15 protein-coding genes and 1 tRNA gene are annotated in these 20,376 nt (G+C 28.8%); 13 read left to right on the top strand and 3 right to left on the bottom strand.

Going from position 1 to position 20,376, the window contains the following annotated elements; translation table 11 throughout:
• The first annotated feature begins 276 nt into the window (after window positions 1–276).
• The gene (gene ugpC / locus L1S49_RS16040; RefSeq protein ID WP_238906326.1) at window positions 277–1,383 is read left to right on the top strand and encodes a sn-glycerol-3-phosphate ABC transporter ATP-binding protein UgpC; all 1,107 of its coding nucleotides are present in this window, start codon (window positions 277–279) and stop codon (window positions 1,381–1,383) included.
• A gap of 99 nt (window positions 1,384–1,482) precedes the next feature.
• On the opposite strand, the gene L1S49_RS16035 is transcribed toward ugpC, so the two are convergent.
• A complete protein-coding gene (locus tag L1S49_RS16035) occupies window positions 1,483–2,358 on the bottom strand; it encodes a DegV family protein (RefSeq protein WP_238906325.1) in 876 nt (291 codons plus the stop codon).
• A 181-nt stretch (window positions 2,359–2,539) separates the two neighbouring features.
• Here L1S49_RS16035 and L1S49_RS16030 point away from each other — a divergent pair, with 181 nt between their 5' ends.
• The 8 genes from L1S49_RS16030 to L1S49_RS15995 all read left to right on the top strand — a co-directional run bounded on the left by L1S49_RS16030 (window position 2,540) and on the right by L1S49_RS15995 (window position 12,797).
• Window positions 2,540–3,439: a HAMP domain-containing sensor histidine kinase gene (locus L1S49_RS16030; protein WP_238906323.1), complete on the top strand. Its 900-nt coding sequence runs from the start codon at window positions 2,540–2,542 to the stop codon at window positions 3,437–3,439.
• A gap of 63 nt (window positions 3,440–3,502) precedes the next feature.
• A tRNA-Arg gene (locus L1S49_RS16025) sits at window positions 3,503–3,579 on the top strand.
• 120 nt (window positions 3,580–3,699) lie between these two features.
• Complete coding sequence (locus L1S49_RS16020) at window positions 3,700–5,478, top strand: aminopeptidase P family protein (protein ID WP_238906321.1); 1,779 nt, start codon at window positions 3,700–3,702, stop codon at window positions 5,476–5,478.
• Window positions 5,479–5,704: 226 nt separating this feature from the next.
• Window positions 5,705–7,972 carry a glycosyltransferase gene (locus L1S49_RS16015; RefSeq protein WP_238906319.1) on the top strand — a complete coding sequence of 756 codons (2,268 nt, stop codon included), beginning with the start codon at window positions 5,705–5,707 and terminating at the stop codon, window positions 7,970–7,972.
• Window positions 7,944–9,044, top strand: coding sequence for a hypothetical protein (locus L1S49_RS16010; protein ID WP_238906318.1), 1,101 nt, complete (start codon window positions 7,944–7,946; stop codon window positions 9,042–9,044). Before L1S49_RS16015 ends, L1S49_RS16010 begins: the two co-directional genes overlap by 29 nt.
• Window positions 9,045–9,071: 27 nt before the next feature.
• Window positions 9,072–10,490 carry an MBOAT family protein gene (locus L1S49_RS16005; RefSeq protein ID WP_238906316.1) on the top strand — a complete coding sequence of 473 codons (1,419 nt, stop codon included), beginning with the start codon at window positions 9,072–9,074 and terminating at the stop codon, window positions 10,488–10,490.
• Between the two features lie 12 nt (window positions 10,491–10,502).
• Entirely contained in the window at window positions 10,503–11,708 is a 1,206-nt protein-coding gene (locus L1S49_RS16000; RefSeq protein ID WP_238906314.1) for a hypothetical protein, read from the top strand.
• Window positions 11,709–11,738: 30 nt separating this feature from the next.
• Window positions 11,739–12,797, top strand: coding sequence for a glycosyl hydrolase family 8 (locus L1S49_RS15995; RefSeq protein ID WP_238906312.1), 1,059 nt, complete (start codon window positions 11,739–11,741; stop codon window positions 12,795–12,797).
• A 61-nt stretch (window positions 12,798–12,858) separates the two neighbouring features.
• On the opposite strand, the gene L1S49_RS15990 is transcribed toward L1S49_RS15995, so the two are convergent.
• Window positions 12,859–13,587 (bottom strand): GntR family transcriptional regulator, encoded by a 729-nt coding sequence (locus tag L1S49_RS15990; RefSeq protein WP_238906310.1) that lies wholly within the window; start codon window positions 13,585–13,587, stop codon window positions 12,859–12,861.
• A 209-nt stretch (window positions 13,588–13,796) separates the two neighbouring features.
• On the opposite strand from L1S49_RS15990, the gene L1S49_RS15985 reads away from it, so the two are divergent.
• Together L1S49_RS15985 and L1S49_RS15980 are read left to right on the top strand one after the other, a co-directional pair.
• Entirely contained in the window at window positions 13,797–14,957 is a 1,161-nt protein-coding gene (locus L1S49_RS15985; protein WP_238906308.1) for a DUF1887 family CARF protein, read from the top strand.
• A gap of 30 nt (window positions 14,958–14,987) precedes the next feature.
• Window positions 14,988–15,353 carry a zinc ribbon domain-containing protein gene (locus L1S49_RS15980; protein WP_238906297.1) on the top strand — a complete coding sequence of 122 codons (366 nt, stop codon included), beginning with the start codon at window positions 14,988–14,990 and terminating at the stop codon, window positions 15,351–15,353.
• 30 nt (window positions 15,354–15,383) lie between these two features.
• Here the strand turns inward: L1S49_RS15980 and L1S49_RS15975 are convergent, their stop codons facing one another.
• Window positions 15,384–16,271: a phosphatidylserine decarboxylase gene (locus tag L1S49_RS15975; RefSeq protein WP_238906295.1), complete on the bottom strand. Its 888-nt coding sequence runs from the start codon at window positions 16,269–16,271 to the stop codon at window positions 15,384–15,386.
• A 304-nt stretch (window positions 16,272–16,575) separates the two neighbouring features.
• Here L1S49_RS15975 and L1S49_RS15970 point away from each other — a divergent pair, with 304 nt between their 5' ends.
• Window positions 16,576–17,142: a TetR/AcrR family transcriptional regulator gene (locus L1S49_RS15970; RefSeq protein ID WP_238906293.1), complete on the top strand. Its 567-nt coding sequence runs from the start codon at window positions 16,576–16,578 to the stop codon at window positions 17,140–17,142.
• 235 nt (window positions 17,143–17,377) lie between these two features.
• The gene (locus L1S49_RS15965; RefSeq protein ID WP_238906292.1) at window positions 17,378–20,278 is read left to right on the top strand and encodes a YhgE/Pip domain-containing protein; all 2,901 of its coding nucleotides are present in this window, start codon (window positions 17,378–17,380) and stop codon (window positions 20,276–20,278) included.
• Window positions 20,279–20,376 lie beyond the last annotated feature (98 nt).

Raw genomic sequence — 20,376 nt, 5'->3', positions numbered from 1 at the left:
AAGAATCTTTCAAGTGGAGACATCTATTAAGAAATAAGTATATTAAAAAATATTTGTAGGATTGTACAGAATATCTAAGAAGATTTTTGTATAAAGTCACAAGGTTTACATAAGAAAAACTTAAGATAAACTTGAAAGCATTGTAGAAAGCTGATTTAGGCTTTAACAAAGAATATTTCTTTAAAAATTAAGTTTTTTGATGATATGAATTTATAGTGATATAGTCTAATCAAGATATTAAATGAAATAAAAAACATATTTTAGGAGGAGTAAAACATGTCAAGTTTATCACTAAAACACATTTATAAGAGATACTCAAAAGATGTAACAGCAGTAAAGGATTTTAACTTAGAAATAGAAGATAAAGAATTTATAGTATTTGTAGGTCCTTCTGGATGCGGAAAATCTACTACTTTAAGAATGATTGCAGGCCTTGAAGAAATATCAGATGGAGAATTATACATAGATAATAAACTAGTTAATGATTTAGCTCCAAAGGATAGAGATATAGCTATGGTATTCCAAAACTATGCATTATATCCACACATGACAGTTTATGATAACATAGGTTTTGGTTTGAAATTAAGAAAAATGCCAAAAGATGAAATAGATAAAAAAGTTAGAGATGCTGCAAAAATATTAGATATAGAACACTTATTAGACAGAAAGCCTAAGGCACTTTCAGGTGGACAAAGACAGAGAGTTGCTATGGGAAGAGCTATAGTTAGAGATGCTAAAGTATTCTTACTAGATGAGCCACTATCAAACTTAGATGCTAAGTTAAGAAATCAAATGAGAATAGAGATAGCAAAATTACATCAAAGTCTTCAAACAACATTTATATATGTAACACATGATCAAACTGAAGCTATGACTTTAGGAACTAAAATAGTAGTTATGATGGATGGAATAATCCAGCAAGTAGATACTCCAACCGAAATATATAATCATCCTGCTAATATGTTCGTAGCTGGATTCATAGGAAGTCCTCAAATGAACTTCTTATATGGAGATGTAAAAGAAGAAGGCGGAAATATAGTAGTAGAAGTATTTGGACAAAAAGTAGCTTTAGATAAAGAAAAGGCTGATAAAATTAAAGCGGCTAATTATGTAGGAAAGCAAGCTATATTAGGAATAAGACCAGAAGATATAAAAATTACTAATGGACAAGAAAATGATAAGACTTATGTTATAGATGGAAGAATAGAAGTTGTAGAAAACTTAGGTTCAGAAGTATTACTTCATGTAAAAGCAAATGATAGAGCATTTACAATAAAAACAGCTAAACATCAAGGCGAAGTTGTAGGAGATACTATAAAGTTTGCAATTGATTTAAATAAAGCTCATATATTTAATGAAGAGACTCAAGACACTATATTCTAATTAATGAGTTAAACTAATAATCTGTGTATAAATCGAGAAGAATCCCCCTTTAAAGATTCATTAGAAAAATACACAGATTATTTTTTATTCTTTAGAAAGTTATGGATTTCTATTTTCTCCTATAAAGAATACTGTCATGGCACCGGCTCCAGTATGACTACCTATTGCTAAACCTATATAATTTATTATGACTTCTTTAACTTTAAGATGTTTTTTTAAATTTTCTGCAAAAGTTTCTGCATCTTCTAAGCAATCTGCATGAGTTATAACTATTGTTTGATCTTCTGGATTAAGCATTTTTCTTTCTGCATAATCAAAAAGAGTACTTATTGCTTTTTTTCTTCCTTTAGCCTTGGCAATATTTATAAGTTTTCCTTCATCATTTACGTGAAGGATAGGTTTTATATTTAACATACCTCCAACTAAAGCTGAAGTAGCAGATATTCTACCGCCCCTTTTCAGATGATTTAAATCTTCAACAAAGAAATAGCTATTAACTCTTAAATAGGTTTCATCTATCCACTTAACTAGATCTTCTTTTGTAGAACCTTCTTGCCTTTTCCTAGCTGCAAGATATACTAATAGTCCATGGCCTCCAGAGGCTAATTTACTATCAATTATTGTTATATCTGCATTAGGATATTTCTCTAAGACTTCATTTCTAGCTATTAGAGAACTATTATAAGTGCCACTTAAAGCTGAGGAAAAAGCTATATAAATTACTGCCTTGTTAGCCTCTACATGTTTTTCAAACTCTTGAGCAAATCTATAAGAGTTTACTTGACCAGTAGTCGGTTGTTCTCCCTCTCTAATACCTTTATAGAAGTCTTTATAGGAAAGAGATTGACCACAATCTTCGATATATTCTGAACCTTTAAATAAGCATACTAGACCAATATAATTTACGTCTAAATCTTTAACTAAATCTTTAGGTAAATCACAACCAGAATCAGTTAAGATAACATAATCTTTCATAAATTTTATCTCCTTAAGAAATTATTATTATATTGATTTTAATATAATGGGTGAAAATATTCAATTAATAACTATAATAAAATAAGTTATTAATTTTATTTGTTAAAAATTTACAAATAAAAGCATGAATGGTATAATATAGTAGACACGCGAGGAAAAGTAAATTAAAATTATAATATATATGGTATATAAGATTTGTGAAGATGAGGTTTTGAAAATGGAGGAGAAATTAAAATATAGCGATTTTAATGCATTTGAAAGTATTTTAAATGATTATGAGGCTAAAATTAGTGACTTAAGACAAAAAGATTATTTAAAAGAAGAATTTATACTTAATATTTCTCATGATTTGAGAACTCATCTAAATGTGGTATTAAGTATAATGCAATTATTAAAAAATAAAGAATATTATACAAATAATAATGAAAATAAGTGGAATGAGTATTCTAACTCAATTAAAAAAAGTTGTTATAAGATGTTAAAACTTATAAACAATTTAATTGACGTAACAAAATTAGAAAATAATTACTTCATATGCAATAAAGAAAACCTAGATATAGTCAGTTTTCTTGAAAACATAGTAACTTCAGTGGACAAGTATGCAAAAGATAAAAATATATCATTAATATTTGATACTAATGAGGAAGAGTGTATTATAGGGGTAGATCCAGAGGTAATAGATAGAATAGTTATGAATTTATTATCAAATGCAATAAAGTTTTCGCCTAAATCCTCTGAGATACTTATAACATTAGATATAGATAAAAATAGTGTTTGTATATCGGTAAGAGATCAAGGGCCAGGAATTCCTGAACAAGAAAAACAATTAGTATTTAATAGGTTCCATAAGGTTAATAAGCTATTAACTTCTGAATATGAAGGTAGTGGAATAGGTCTTAACTTAGTTAATAATCTAGTTAAAACACATAAAGGATCTATAGATATAATAAATCATAAAGATGGCTGTGAATTTGTAGTAAAATTTCCAAGAGAATATTGTCAAGAATGTCAAACCAGAAAGAAAATATCATCAAACAATAAGGTGGAAGTTTTAGAAATAGAGTTTTCTGATATTTACTAACAGGTAACTATTGACTTTTTAAAAATGATTATGTTAATATAAGTCTTGACGTGTTTTATATCTGCGGTGGTAGCTCAGCTGGATAGAGCATTTGGCTACGGACCAAAGGGCCGGGAGTTCGAATCTTCTCCGCCGCACCAATAAAAGCCTTGCAATAGCAAGGCTTTTATTTTTTATATTTTTAAAGTAAAATTCTTGAATCAATTGATGTATAATATCATTAAAACAATAGGAGATTTAGGAAAGAGAAGGTAAGAAATATGGATGTTAAAAAAAGAATAGAAAAATTAAGAAGTTTAATGAAAGAAAATAAAATAGATGCATATATAATTCCTAGTTTTGATGCACATCAAAGCGAATATGTAGCAGATCACTGGAAAGGTAGACAATGGATATCAGGGTTTACAGGCTCTGCTGGTACTGTTGTTATTACTTTAGATGATGCTGGAGTATGGACAGATGGAAGATATTATATTCAAGCAGAAAAGCAACTTGAAGGTTCCGGTATAAGACTCTTTAAGATGGCAGATCTAGGGGTTCCTTCATATACAGAGTGGCTAAAAAACACTCTTAAAGAAGGTAGTACAGTTGGATTTGATGGAAGTGTTTTTTCAGTAGATTTATTTAAAGGAATGGAGAAAGCATTTAAATCTAAAAACATAAATATAAAAATAGAAAAAGATTTAATTGATGAAATATGGGAAGACAGACCAGAAATACCTAAGGAATTAGTTTTTTTACATGGAATTAAATATGCTGGAAAATCTAGAGTAGAAAAATTAAATAAAGTAAGAGCTAACATTAATACTAAGGGGGCAAATTATTATTTATTAACCTCTTTAGATGATATTGCATGGCTACTTAATATTAGAGGAAATGATGTTCCAAATAATCCTGTTGTAATTTCCAATGTATTAGTGGGTGAGGATAAGTGCTATTTGTTTGTTGATGCTTCAAAAGTTACTCATGATATAAGGTTAGAGTTAGAGAATGATGTAATAGAAATTAAAGGATATAATGAGATACATCAAATTTTAAATCAGTTAACTATTGATGATTCAGTTATTTTTGATGCAAATAAAACAAGTATTAGTATGTATAATTCTATTAATTCCGATGCAGCTAAACTTGAAGAACCTAATATAACTACAGCTTTAAAAGCTATTAAAAATGAAGTTGAAATAGAAAATTTAAGAAACTGCCAAGTAAGTGATGGATTAGCTATGGTGAAGTTTATAAAATGGCTTAAAGAATCTGTTTCTAGTGAAAAGATTACTGAAATTTCAGCACAAGAAATGTTAGAAGCTTTTAGAAGACAACAAGATTTATTTGTTGAACCTAGTTTTGATACAATAGCAGGATATAAAGATCATGCTGCTATGATGCATTATAAGGCAACTAAAGAAACTCAATATACTCTTAAAGATGAAGGATTTTTCTTAGTAGATTCAGGTGGACAATATTTTAACGGAACAACAGATACTACAAGAACTATAGTATTAGGAAAGCTTACTGAAGAAGAAAAAAGAGATTTCACCTTAGTATTAAAAGGACATATTGCCTTAAGTTCAGTTAAGTTTTTGGAGGGAGCAACAGGATCTAGTTTAGATGTACTTGCAAGACAACCTATTTGGGAATATGGATTAGATTATAAATGTGGAACTGGTCATGGAGTAGGATTTTTCTTAAATGTCCATGAAGGACCACAAGGTTTCAGAAAAGAACCTAACAGCGTTAAGTTAGAAAAAGGAATGGTTATTACTAATGAGCCTGGCATATACAAAGAAGGAAAACACGGTGTTAGAACTGAAAATATAATGCTCGTAGTAGAAGAAGAAAAAACAGAATTTGGGCAATTTATGAGCTTTGAAGCTATTACTTACTGCCCTATAGACTTAGATGGAATAGATAAAGATATGCTCACAGATAAGGAAAAGCAATGGTTAAATGACTATCATAAAATGGTATATAAAAGATTATCTCCTTATTTAGATGAAGGACATAAATCTTGGTTAAAAAAAGAAACTAGAGAAATATAAGAGCACTATATATTAAGGTCAGATTTCAATAATAAGAAATCTGACCTTTTTTGTTTATATATAATTATTTAATAAAAAATAAATATAAAACAATAATATAAATACAAGGCATATTTATAAATAGTAAAAATTTTGAGAAATATTGTCGGAATTTGGTTTTAATTGTATTAAATATAATATATAATAATTATTAATTAATTTTAAATATTAGAAAGGTATGGTGAGTATGAATTATAAAAGAGTAAGGAATTATTCATTAATAATAGCGACTGTAGTAATGAATATAATTTATTTAATATGGAGAATTTTTTTTACTATACCTACTAAGGCTGGAATAATATCTTTAGTTTCAGCTATTATTCTATTAATAGTTGAGATAGTGGGAATGTTAGAAGCAGCAGTACACTATTACAATATGTACGATATAAAACATCCAGAAAAACCACAGATAGATGATGAAAGTCTTTTTCCTCATGTAGATGTTTTTATAACAACATATAATGAACCAGAAGAATTACTTTTTAAAACTATAAATGGATGCAAGAATATGGATTATCCAGATAAGAAGAAGATACATATATATTTATGTGATGATGGAAATCGTGAATCAATGAAAAAGTTAGCTTATGAAATGGGAATAGGATACTTAACTCGAACAGAAAGAAAAGGAGCAAAGGCAGGGAATCTTAACAACGCTCTTGAGAAGTCAAACTCACCATTAATAGCAAACTTTGATGCAGATATGATTCCTATGCATGATTTCTTAATGGCAACAGTTCCATATTTCCTAGGTAATGAAAAAGTTGGATTTGTACAGACTCCTCAAAGCTTTTATAATACGGATTTATTTCAGTATTATCTTTTTTCAGAAGGAAGAATTCCTAATGAACAAGATTATTTCTATAGAGATGTACAGATTTCTAAAAATAAAAATAACTCTATAATATATGGAGGAACAAATACAGTAATATCTAGAAAAGCGCTTGAAGATGCTGGAGGATATTATACTAAGGCAATAACTGAAGATTTTGCTACAGGTTTGATAATACAAAGCAAAGGATATCAGTGTTTTGCAGTAGGAGAAGTTCACGCGTCTGGTTTAGCGCCCTCTGATTTAATGAGTCTTGTTAAACAACGTCAAAGATGGGCAAGAGGATGTATCCAGACAGGAAGAAGACTAAATATATTATTTAGAAAGGGACTTAATTTTAGTCAAAAGGTTAGTTATATATCCTCTATTTCTTATTGGTATTCAGGTCTTAAAAGAGTTGCATATATAATGGCTCCAATATTATTTGCTGTATTCGGGATAATAGTTGTTGATTGTAACCTGACAGAAGTGTTGATATTTTGGCTTCCTATGTATTATTTAAGTAATAAAGAGCTAAGGAGTTTATCTAGAAATATTAGAACTACCAAATGGACTAACATATATGAAACTATTTTATTTCCATCTCTTGTAGTACCAGTTATATTAGAAACCTTTGGAATATCACAAAACAGTTTTTTAGTTACAAGGAAAGACAACGCTAAAGTAGATGACAGAGTATATAGATTAAAAAAAGCTATACCACATATAGCATTTGCAGTACTTTCTATAATAGGAATCTTTAATTGTATAAGAATGATTTTTGAGGCAGGATCTGCTACTTATAGTGTAGTTTTATTTTGGCTTATAGTTAATTTTTATAACATTTTAATGGCTATATTTTTTATGGTAGGAAGAAAATCCTTTAGAAAAACTGAGAGAGTTTTAGCTGAGGTTCCATGTAAAATAACCTATAACAATAAAGAATTAAACTGTAAAACCATAGATGTATCAGAAGGTGGATTAGCAGTTAGATTTGAGTTTCCAGAGTACATACCCTATGACGAAGTAATAAAAATTAAGTTATTTACAGATAGATATTTATCTGAATTTAGTGGGAAAGTTGTACATATAGCAAAGGGTGAAAAAGAGTGGAAGTATGCATTTGAAATAACAGATATAGATAAAGATAATTTCAAACAATTACTATACATAACCTATGATAGAGTTCCAACTCTCCCTAATAATTTAGATGAAAACAGCAGTATATTTGATGATATAAGAGTAAATATTCTTACAAGAAATAAAAAATTATTTCTGTTTAAGAGAAAATTACCAAGAGTGGATTTAGATAAAATAATAGCTTCAAAAGAGTGTGGAGATGTTAAACTTAAATCCTTTAATTATGAGTATATGGCTTTAGAAGGCATTAGTGAATCAATACTAAAAGATCAAATTACTTTAAGAATAAAAGAAAATAGGGAAATAATAGGTTTTTTAGAGAAAGTTCAAGATAAAAACATCTACCTTTATAAAATTAAAAATTACAAAGAAATAGCTGACGATAAAGAGATAAGAAATATATTAAATGACTGGATCAGAGAATACAATGAAAGTTTATCAGAAAGCTCTGTAGTTAGAAGAGAGGAATCCTTTGATGAATTTAATGAAATGCAATTTTTATAAAATATTTATACTTTTTTCTCTTGTATTTTTAGTAATAGGTAATAATAGCGTAGCTTTAGCTGAGGAAGCAAATAATTATCAGAAAATATCTCCAGAAAATATTTATTTAGAAGGGGATAAAGCTAAATTAAATTATGATTTTGATAAAGCTAATAATAGCTTAGATATAAAAGTTAATTCTATAGGTTTAGAGGAAGGATATTATACTTCAAACTTATATAGCAAAGGAAAGTATAATTGGAGTAACTTTGGTATGATATCATTTAATGTTCAAAATAATTCTCAAGAAGAATTAAAGTTTAACTTTTCTGTTGTAAAAACTGATGGAACCTTCCTCTCAGTTAATGAAGATAAATCTATTTTGATAAAAAAGGAGAACAATCAGGGTTTTGAGAAATTGTCACCTGCTTATGGGACTATAAATATACCCTCTGGATTTAAGGGAGTAGTTTATGTACCTTTTACGAGTTTAAATAGTAAAGCAGGTGATAATAATCAACACTTATTTTCCAATATAAGTTCGTGGGGAATAAGCATAACAACAGAGGAAAATAAAGAAAAAGATATACACCTAAGTAACTTTGCACTTATACCTAAAGATGATCCATTTATTAAATATGGGGATTTGAATTTTAAAATAGAAGGCGACGATAGAGTACAAATACCTGTTCAAGGGGAAGCTATATCCATATATAAAACCTCACTAAATGAAGCTAATGTGATCTATAGTTTAGCTGAGGATTATGAGGGAGTTTCTATAGATAAGTCTGGAAAATTAACTTTAAATACTTCAGTAAATGTAGAAAAGATAAAAATAGAGGCAAAATATGAATACTTAATGGTTAAAAAAGAAATTCAATTATATAAATCATGGACTCTAGGTGCAAAAGAGATAGATGGAACTAGCAAGAGTATTCCAGGACTTGAAGAAGTTAAAAATCTTATGGGAGGAATTTATCCCTTAATTATGTCCCAAAGATTTATAGATTTCATTAGAGGAATATGTATAGTCTTTGTTTTAATATTCTCTGGATTATATATTTTTTGGAGTAGAAAAAAGAATATTAGATAAAGTGTTGTTTGATTGAGAGGTAATAAAATGCTGTTTTCAAGTGTTATATTTATATTATATTTTTTACCAGTAGCTTTAATATTATATTATGGAGCTTTTTTTTCTAAAGGCTTACAGAATTATATACTACTATTCTTAAGCCTAGGGTTTTATGCTTGGGGAGAGCCCTATTATGTAATTCTGATGATAGCTTCAATATTTTTTAACTATGTAGTTGGGCATCTGATAGTAGGCTTTAAAAATAAATCGTATAGTAAATATTTTTTAATATTAGGTTGTGTAGGTAATTTAGGGTCACTATTTATTTTTAAATACTTAAATTTTTTTATAAAAAACATAAATCAGCTACAAGGATATCAAATTCCTATGCCTAAAATAGCCTTACCTATAGGAATTTCATTTTTCACCTTTAAAGCAGTGTCTTATCTAGTAGACTTGTATAGAGAAAAAACTACGGCTGAAAAGAATCCCCTATATGTAGGATTATATATAGCATTATTTCCACAACTTTTAGCTGGGCCTATTTCACGCTATGGACATATAGTAGAGCAAATCAAAAATAGAAAGTTTACTTGGCAGAAGTTTTCAGTAGGAACTTGTAGATTTGTAATTGGTATGGGAAAAAAGATTTTAATATCTAATAGTATGGCAGTGATTGTAGATAGAGTTTTTCAAATGAACTTAAATTCTGACATTGCAGTAACTTTAGCTTGGCTTGGTTCTATAGCATATACTTTTCAAATATATTTTGACTTCTCTGGATACTCTGACATGGCTATAGGAATAGGGCTAATGTTTGGATTTAAGTTTGAAGAGAATTTTAATTATCCCTACATATCGAAATCTATTACTGAATTTTGGAGAAGGTGGCATATATCTTTAAGCCTTTGGTTTAAGGATTATCTATATTTTCCTCTAGGTGGATCTAGAGTTAAAAACAAAGATAAACTTATAAGAAACCTATTAATAGTATGGGTTTCAACAGGAATATGGCATGGAGCAGAGTGGACTTTTGTAGTATGGGGGTTTTTAAATTTTGTATTCATAGCCTTTGAAAGGTTAATATCCTTTAATCAAATTGATATAGCTGCAAAATATAAGAGAATATATGCATTATTTATAATAAATCTGGGGTGGGTAATATTTAGATCGTCTGATCTTTTAGAAGCAGGAAAATACATATCTTCAATGTTTGGCTTTACACAAGGGGGATTCTGGAGTCCATACACATACATGTTTATAAAAGAAAATTTAGTATTTCTAATAGCGGCAATAATTTTCTCTACTCCAATAGCAAGAAAAGTTAATAAATTTATTGTAGATAAGTCTTTGGGACATAATATTTTAGAGGGATTATATCCACTTGCTATAGTTGGTATCTTCTTAATATGTATGTCTTATATTGTAAAGGGCAGCTACAATCCTTTCATATACTTTAAATTTTAAAGGGGGGATAGTATGGAGAGATTTTTTTTCAAAAAGCTTATAACTTCTATTTTGATTGTTTTAATAATCTTTGGATTATCGATAACAAATCTAATAAATAATTATAAGCCTATAATTGATACAGTAGAAGCTCAAAAGGATATTTCCATAAGTAATAGTATAAAAAACATAGACGCATCAATTAAAGATAATACCTATGGGAAGTATGCTTTTATTGATTTTTATGGATATCTACAAAAACTAATGGATAAAAATGAAGAATCAAATTTTGAGGTTGTTAAAGATGATAATGGGACTCTTCATTACACCTTTTTCGGTGATAAAGCTAATCCTGTATATGAATTAGTTAAAAGGACTGAGGCACTTAAAAATGGATTAAAAGATGAAAGTGTAAAATTTGCATACATAATGCCACCAGATAAATATTATAAAGGTTATACAAGTTTACCTTATGGAATTCCATATAATTATGCAAATGAAACTGCAGATTCATTTCTTGATTTATTAAAGCAAAATAATATAGAAACCATAGATTTAAGAGAAAATTTAGCTGAAAGTGGCATTGAACCTAAGGACTTATTTTTTAAAACTGACCATCATTGGAAAACAGAAACTGCTTTTTGGGAGTTTGGACAGTTAGCTAATACTTTAAAAAATAATTATGGAGCTAACATACAGGACATTGATTTTTATACTAATAAAGATAACTATAATTTTATAACTTATAAAGATTCTTACGTAGGTTCAATGGGGAGAAAAACAGGAATACCTTATTCAGGGGTAGATGATTTCACCCTTATATATCCTAAATTCAATACTGAGTATACATATTATTCAAAAACAGGAGAACAGGAAACTAATTTAAAGGGAAGATTTGAGGAAGCACTTATAACCATATCTCCATTTAGAACAAGTAAGGGAGTATATGCTTTAGAAGGAGATAAGTATTCTTCATACCTATTTGGTAATCAAGGGATAGTTCATGTAGTAAATAAAAAAGTGCCTAATGGACCTAAGATATTGTTTGTGAAGGACTCCTATACAGTAGCCCTAGTAGCCTTTTTATCAACAGTGTGTTCAGATATTTATATGGTAGATCCAAGATATTATACAGGAAGTATTCCCAAATATATAGATAGTGTTAAAACTGATTTTGTGTTTGTATCTTTTTATCCTCAAGACTTAACAGAAGACTTCTTTAAGTTTTATGATAAATAAACTAGGAAAAGAGTAGGTGTTAAAGTTTTTATGAAAATAACATATAAGTTTATAGGAATATTTATTACAATTATTTTAACGGCCTTACTTATATTTAAATTTGTAAATAGTAATATTAGTGAAGATAAAGATATGTATAGTAAAGACTATTATGAAAAATGGAAACAAAACTTTGTAGTAGATGTAGATTCAAATAAAAGTAGGGTAATAGATCCACAAAGAAATAACATAACAGTGAGTGAAGGAATGGGCTATGGTATGTTATTTGCAGTAGCATTAAATGATTCGGTGGAGTTTGATAAACTTTGGAACTTTACTAAGAATTATTTAGATGAATATGGACTTATGAACTGGCAGATAGATGAAAGTGGAAAAGTAATAGGAGAAGGTTCAGCATCAGATGCAGATGAAGACATAGCTTATGCCCTACATCTTGCAGCTAAAAAGTGGAAAAATGCTGATTATTCTAAAGCAGCCAGTGAGATGATAAATTCCATAAAAAAATATGACATATCTTCTGAATATATATTGCTGCCTGGAGATAAGTGGAGAGATAATATAAAACTTAATCCTTCATATATAGCACCATTATATTATTTAGATTTTCAGAATATAGAGGGTCAGGATAAAAATTATTGGAAAAAAGTTAGTGAAATAAACATGAGTTTACTTGAAAAGTATGCTGATAAAGATACTGGTTTTCTACCAGATTGGATTAAAGAGGATGGGAGTATAGATGATCAGGACAATATAGTAGGTTACGATTCAGTAAGAGTTCCTATAAGATTGTTAAGCTTTTACAAGAAAAGCGAGGATTCAAGAGCAAAAAATATATTATTAAAACAAGAATGCTTTTTAAATAAAATAGGTGCAAATAACCTAGTAGCGGGATACAGCACAAGAGGAGAAGGGCTACAAAGCTATATAAATACTACTTATTTAGCTTCATACACTTCCTCTGCACTTATAAAACCTAAATCTTCATTAAGTAAAGAGCTTATAAATAAACTTAAAGAGGATGACGACAATAGTTATTATGGAAGCTCTTTAAAGCTTTGGATACTTCTTATTGAAGAAGGAAGATTCTAAGTTGTAAATGCTACAATATTTTAAAATTATAAAATATTGTAGCATTAGCTTTGTGATATGATTAGCGCAATAGCTCTATAAAGTATTTATAATGAAGAGGTTTAATATAAGAAATAGTGTATGAAACTATGTTATCTTTATCATCATAATAAATTCTCCTAGTCTTTACGAAATAATAAGTTTCTTTAACAGAGAACATATCACATAGATATTTAGGGCATCCAACAAGTTCAATCGAATCTTTTTTCTTTATTATATTAATGTCATTATATTTTTCTAAAGTATCACATAAGTCTAAGCCAATCTCATATTTATTTTTAGGTAAATTCAAACTTTTAGATATTAAAGATTGAAAGAATCCAATTTTTTCATTATCATAAGATACTTCAATCTCAATGGAAATTAGCTCAACACTTGGATTTAATTTTAATATTTCTGCATAATCACTAGACTTATCAACAGAAAGTAGATGTACATCTTTATCATAATCATCTAAGCTTTTAATTAGAAAATTTTCTGATTGAACTAAAACATTTCTAAAAGTAGTTTGAGGAATACTATTAATAACCATAGTTCCCCTCCCTCTTTCTCTAGAAATATATCCCTCTTTGAGTAATTCATCCAATGCTTTTGTAACAGTAGCTCTACTTACATTAAATTCATTTTTAAAATTTATTTCTGAAGGAAGAAAATCGCCCACTTTATATTCTCCATTCTCAATTTTTTCTTTTATATATTCTTTTATTTGATAATATATTGGAGATGCCTTTTTATTTCTATCTAAGTTCATTTCTTTAAACTCCTTTAAGTTATTTAATTATAAAATATTATTAAGCTTTTAGATTGGTACCAAAATTAAATGAACGGATGACCGGATGACTAGTTGACCGGTCAACCTGTTAAGCAGTCAATCGGTCAGGCGATTGACTAGTCAAGTTTATGAAATATTTGCTTCATTATTTGGATAAACTAATAAAAAACTAGAAAGGTAAAAATAATATGAATTATGATTTTTTTATTAGTTCTTTAGATGACCATAATCAAGAAAGTATTTTATTATCTGAAAAAATAAAACCTAAAGAAGTTATATATATTTGTGAAAATGAAGAAAAAAGTATAAATAGATTAGAGGCTTTAAAAGAGTTTTATAAGGAAAAGTTTCCGAAGATTATTTTTAATAGCATAATAATTAAAAATATTAATTTAAAAGAGATCATAGGGGAATTAGAGAAATACTTAAAAAAGAAATGTATCGTAAATTTAAGCGCTTCAGACAAAATATTGAATATTATACTAATGCATATATGTGAGGTTTATAATCTTGAAGGTATTTGCCTTGATATAGAAAAGGGTAGGGTGCTAGAAGTTATAAATGGTCAGATATTTATGAATAAACACAGTGATATGGATTTAGATATAGATGAGATAATAGAAAGCTTTGGAGGAAGCATATTAGTAGAGTCTACGGATATTGATAATAGTGAAGTTATTAGAAAAATAAGTCACACCATAGCTAATAATTTAGATAAATGGGAAAGTTTAAAATATAGGCTTTACGATAAAAGAATTTTTATGGTAGATGAGATAGATTCTAGAATTATGAGAATTAATTTAGAGTTTCTGACTAATGAAGAAAAAAGTATATGCACTTCTACTCTTAAGTTCTTAAGAGAATATGAGCAGCTTAGTTATAGTGAAAAATCAGAAAATATAACTGTAGAGTTTAAAAATGATTATATAAGAAGTTTTATATTTAAGAGTGGAAGCTGGTTAGAGGCATATGTGAAAGATGTAATATCTGAAATTAAACAAATAGATGAAGTAAAAAGCGGTGTGGTTTTTTTATGGAATGATGAAAGGGCAAGAATTAAAAATGAAATAGATGTTATGGCAATTAAAGATTCAACGCTTATATGTATATCCTGTAAAGATAGTGCTAAATACGATGATGTAGCCCTAAATGAGCTTAATGTATATAGTGAAAAAGTTGGAGGAGATAATATAAAAAAGATTCTTGTTGCTACAAAGGAGCCATTAAAGACCTCCATGTTTTCAAGAGCTAAAGAGATGGATATTAATATAGTAATATTTGATGGAAATAGAGAGAAGTTTAAAAAGTCTTTGGAAGCGGTTGTAAAAGGAGAGCTAGTACACTTATAATAGAGTTAATATATAGAAGGTGGGATTAGCATGTTTTTTATAGGGATCTTTGGAATAGATAGAAGGCATAAAGAGATAAAAGAAATTAAAGATGTTTCATGCAAAGAGTGTAAGGATGGAACTTTAAAGTTATACAAAGAGTATTCTTTATTTCACTTTTTCTTTTTACCTTTAATTAAGTGGGGAGAAGAGTATTTTATATTCTGTAGTAAATGTGGAACTACATATGAACTTAATAAAGATAAGGGTAAAAATGTAGAAAAAGGCATAGAAGAGATCAATTATTGGGATTTGAAAGTTCTAAAAAGAGGCGTAATAAAAACTTATTGCAATAACTGTCATAAAGAACTTAATGAAGATTATGAGTTTTGTCCATATTGTGGAGAAAAGATTTAAGCAGTACTCAGTGGGAGTACTGCTTAATTTCTATATTTTTTTACCTATTGTTTCGCCCATTAGTACCTTAGTTTCATATCCTAAAGCAGTTTGAGCTAGGATATCTCCATCTATTTTTAAGGTATCCTTTTTAAAGAATAAAATTGTGGTAGAACCTCCAAATTTAAAGTAACCTTTTTCATCTCCTTTTTTTACTTGAGAACCAGGTTTATAGGTTTGAATTATTGTTCCAACACAGGTAGCACCTACTTCTACATGTATGATGTTATCAAAGTTTTCAGATTTAAATATACTCCATTCTCTTTTGTTTTGACAGAAAAGTTTAGGTATTCTCTCTAGGGCTATAGGATTTACTGAGTAATAGCCTCCATTAATAAATCTACTTTCACCGCATACACCATTATCTACAAAATGAAATCTATGATAATCAGTAGGGCATAATCTTAATATTAAACATACCCCACCGTCATATTCTTTAGCTACTTCATCATCTTGAAGAAGTTCTTTTAAAGAATATGTTAATCCTTTAATTTGAACTAATTTATGCATATCTATGTTTTCAAAAGCACTTAATCTTCCATCGCCAGGAGATACCAATATATTAGGGTTTTTATCGATAGGTCTAGCTTCCTCGGTTAATTCTCTGATAAAAAAGTCATTAAAACTATTAAAATCAGATGTTTTTTTTCTGCTTTTAGTCATATCTATATCAAAATCATTTATAAACGAGTTTATCTTTTTTATACTTCCTCTTGTATCACAGTAAGAGCCATATATTTTAGAAAATAGCTTTTTCTTTATCAAAAGCTCAGTTATATTTTTCCCTACAGGAGAAGAGTAAGACCATTCGATGTATTTTCTACCAGCCACCTTTTCTTCTTCATATTCTTTAGTTTCTCTATTATATACTTTTATCATAATTTGCCCTCACTTTTTAAATATTATAGACTTAATTTTAACATAATATATATAAAATATTAATACTCAATAATAATCATGTATAATAAAAGATAGGGTCTAAATCTTTGATTTAGTTTTCAAAGACTTACTCTGTGAGAATTTAATAGTTATTCATAATTTAAAGTGATATAATTAATATACTTATATGTTTAAATATACTGACTAGTTATCAAGTTGAACTATCTAGGGTTGTACCAATTTTACTTACTATTTTGTGGTGCCGTAGCTAGATATAAGACAAAACATATGGAGAGGATGCGGAATGAATAAAACAAAAAAGTCGATCTTTGATGCGGCTATTAAAATTTTTTCTAAAAGCGGATATAATGGTGCTACCATGGATGAAATAGCTTTAGAGGCAGGGGTAGCAAAGGGAACCTTATATTATCATTTTAAAAGTAAAGAGGAAATCTTTAGATTTATTATAAACGAAGGTTTAGGAATATTAGCAGATAAGGTTAACTATGTTGATAAAAATGAAAATCCTATAGAGAATCTTAAAAATATTTGCAGAGCTCAATTAGCAGCGCTATATGAGAATAAAGACTTTTTTAAGGTTTTATTAAGTCAACTATGGGGACAGGAAATAAGACAACTAGAACTTAGACAACAATTAAGAAAATATGTAGACAGGATAGAACTCTATATAAAAGATGCAATTAAGATGGGATATATAAGAGAAGGAAATGCCAATTTCATGGCCTATGCTTTTTTTGGGAGTCTATTATCTGTTGCTGTATATGAAGTTATAAATATAGATCATATTAATTTAGATGAGATTGTAGATAATCTTGTATTATACAATCTTAAAGGATTAGAAAAAAGATAAAAATATGAGTATTAAATTTTACACATAAAGCTTGCTGAAAGTTATCAGTAGCTTTATGTGTTTTTTGTTTTAGTAAGTAAAGATAATCAAAGAAAATTAAAGAAAGATAGATTAAATACAGAAAATATACGATTACTTAAACTAAAAATAAAAGAAATTATACTTTACAAGAAAAAAGTTTAGATGCAAAATATAACTGACTAGTCAGTATAAAAAAGCAGTAAGAGGTGAAGTTATGAATTTCTTAAAAATAGTTAAAGAGGATCTATCATCAATATATAAAAACAGATTCTTGAGATTTGCAGTAGCGGGAATAGTAATCGTACCATTACTCTATAGCTTACTTTACTTAGCTGCCTTTTGGGACCCTTATTCAAGAATGGATAAGCTTCCTGTTGCGATTGTTAATCTTGACAAAGGTGCAACAATGGACGGAGATGAAGTAAACTACGGACAAAATGTTTGTGATGAGCTAAAAGATAATAAGGATATGGGGTGGAGATTTGTAGGTTATGAGGATGCAGTTGATGGTGTAAATGGAGACAAATATTACTCAATGTTTGTAATTCCTGAAAACTTTTCAGAGAATGTCACCAGTGCAAAAGCTGATACTCCTGTAAAAGCTGATATTATCTACACTTCTAATAACAAGAAAAACTTCTTGGCATCACAAATAGGAGGAAAGGTAGAAGATAAACTTAAAGAACAAATTACTCAAACCATATCAAAAGAATATGCCAAAGTTACTTTTGAACAGTTTGATACAGTAAAAGACGGCATGAATAAAGCGGCTGATGGAAGTAAACAAATAGCTGATGGAATGAGTACATTAAAAGAGAACATACCAACATTAGAGGATGGTGTTGGTAAACTTTATGACGGATCTAAACAGTTAAATGACGGAATAGGGGTGCTTAACTCTAAAGTTTCAACAATAAATCCAGCAGAACTTGTAAAGGTATCTAGATATTTAAATGATGATACTGTAGCTAAGTTAAAAGGAGCTATAAGTGTAGCTAATAAGTTTCAAAACATGGATTTATCTGATTTAGATAAAATTAATCCTGAAACAGTTACTCTTATAGAAAAAAGCTATACTGACATACAATCTTTAGGTAGCTCAAAGGGATTAAATTTAATAATGTCAGAGCCTTCTATACAAAACTTAGCTGAGCAACTTAATCCAAGCAATCCTCAAGGTATAATATCTTTACAACAAAAAATGCAAGGGTTAAATGTTCTAGTTGATGATGCGAATGTTCTAAAAGCGCAGATAGCAGCTTTAGAAAGCCAAGTTCCAAAGGAACTATTAAATCAAGATTTGCAAGCTCAAATAGTGAATTTAAAGCAGGCTATAGCATCAGTAAATACTTTAAGTGAAGCTAGTAAACTTATAAGCAAAGAGGATACTCAAATGCTTCTAGGAATACTTAATGACCCATCTTCAATAGTTAATACACTTGGAGATGTAAATACAAAACTTCAAGGTATAAACAAACTTTATGAGAGTTTATCTCCAACTGATCCAGATGCGCAAGCAAAACAACAACAATTCCAACAAGGTTTTGGTGCTGTAGTTTTAAAAATGAAAACCGCAGCTCAAAGTGGAAAAAATGTTGAATTAACTCCTCAAGAAACTGGTTTAGTATTAACATATATCAATAACATGAATCAGTTAACTGAAGCGTTAAAAGGTTATAAACCAACTTTTGATAAACTAAATACAGATGTAGCTAAATATTCAAAAGTTATAAATGGAAGACTAGCTTTAATGCAAGCAAACCCACAGAGTGTTGAGGCATTAAAGAGTTTACTTACAAATTATGATAGTACTATGGCGTTAATAAATAATGAAAAACCATTATTAAATTCTATAGATAAGCTAATAACTCCAGAGAATATGAAGAACTTACAAGGAGTTATGGCAACAGTTAATAAACTAAAAGTTGATTTAAATAATAATGAGCAAACTATAAATGAACTTACTACTTTAGCTAACGGATTATCAAAAACTATGAGCAATAAAGATGTTCAAGCTTTAATACCACAATTGCAGTCAATTCAAAATGATTTAAACACTGCAAAACCATTATTAAATGGCTTGAATACAGACAAAATGACTAGTCTACTCAACGATAGTCCTAAATATGTAGCTATGATAAAGACAGTTCAAAATGATGTAAAAAATAATCAAGAGTTATTAAACAAGGCTAACAATGCTTTAACTTCTGGAAATGTTAATAAAGCAAAAGAACTAATAAATAGTGTTCCAACCTTAACAGGTGGAGTTAAGCAGTTATATGAAGGTTCTTCACAGTTAACAAATGGACTTGGACAACTTCAAGGAAATATTCCAGAGTTAAAAGATGGAGTGCTTAAGCTTTCAGATGGTTCTAATGAACTTTCAACAAGTTTAAAAGATGGCGCTGATAAGCTAGATGATAACTTAGTTAATACTCCAGAAGAAATGGGAACATTTATTTCAGAGCCAGTAGTTATGGATAATAAGATTATAGATGAAGTTAAAAATTATGGAACAGGATTTGCACCTTACTTTATCCCATTATCATTATGGGTTGGAGCTCTTATGATGTTCTTTGTAATATCACCTAAGTCTAAGGAAGAGAGAGAAGGCAAAGATGTAAGTTCAACATCTGTAGTTTTAGGAAAGTTTGTAATTTATGGTGTTGTAGGAGTAATCCAGGCTGTTTTAGCAAGTTTAGTTGTTTTAGGTTTAGGATTAAATCCTTCAAATTTACCTATGTATTTCTTCTTTAATATACTTATGTCATTAACATTTGTAGCTATGATGCAGTTCTTTATAAGTACATTAGGAGATGCAGGAAGGCTGATAGCTATAGTTTTACTAATACTACAATTAACAGCTTGTGCAGGAACATTCCCACTTGAGGTAGTTCCAAATTTATTTAAAGTATTAAATCCATATATGCCATTTACTTATGCAGTAAAAGCATTAAGGGAAGCCATATCAGGAACTGATACTTCAGTAATTGTACAATGTTCAGCTATTTTTGGAGCAATATTAGTGGTGTTTGTAGGTTTATCAGTAATATTGAGAAGAAAAGGTAATATCATACAAAGTAGATTGGAAGAAATAAAAAGCCAAGCAATGTAATAAAAAAAGAGCACTCAATTAAAATGCAATGTCATTAAGTTAGTCATTGAACATATTTGATAATTTATGCAGAGGATATCTACCGGAATATAAGATAC

The organism is Clostridium sp. YIM B02506, assembly GCF_022324845.1.
Lineage (GTDB): Bacteria > Bacillota > Clostridia > Clostridiales > Clostridiaceae > Clostridium_T > Clostridium_T intestinale.
The sequence above is the reverse complement of the archived record's forward strand: the minus strand, read 5'-3'. Positions and strand labels throughout refer to the sequence as shown.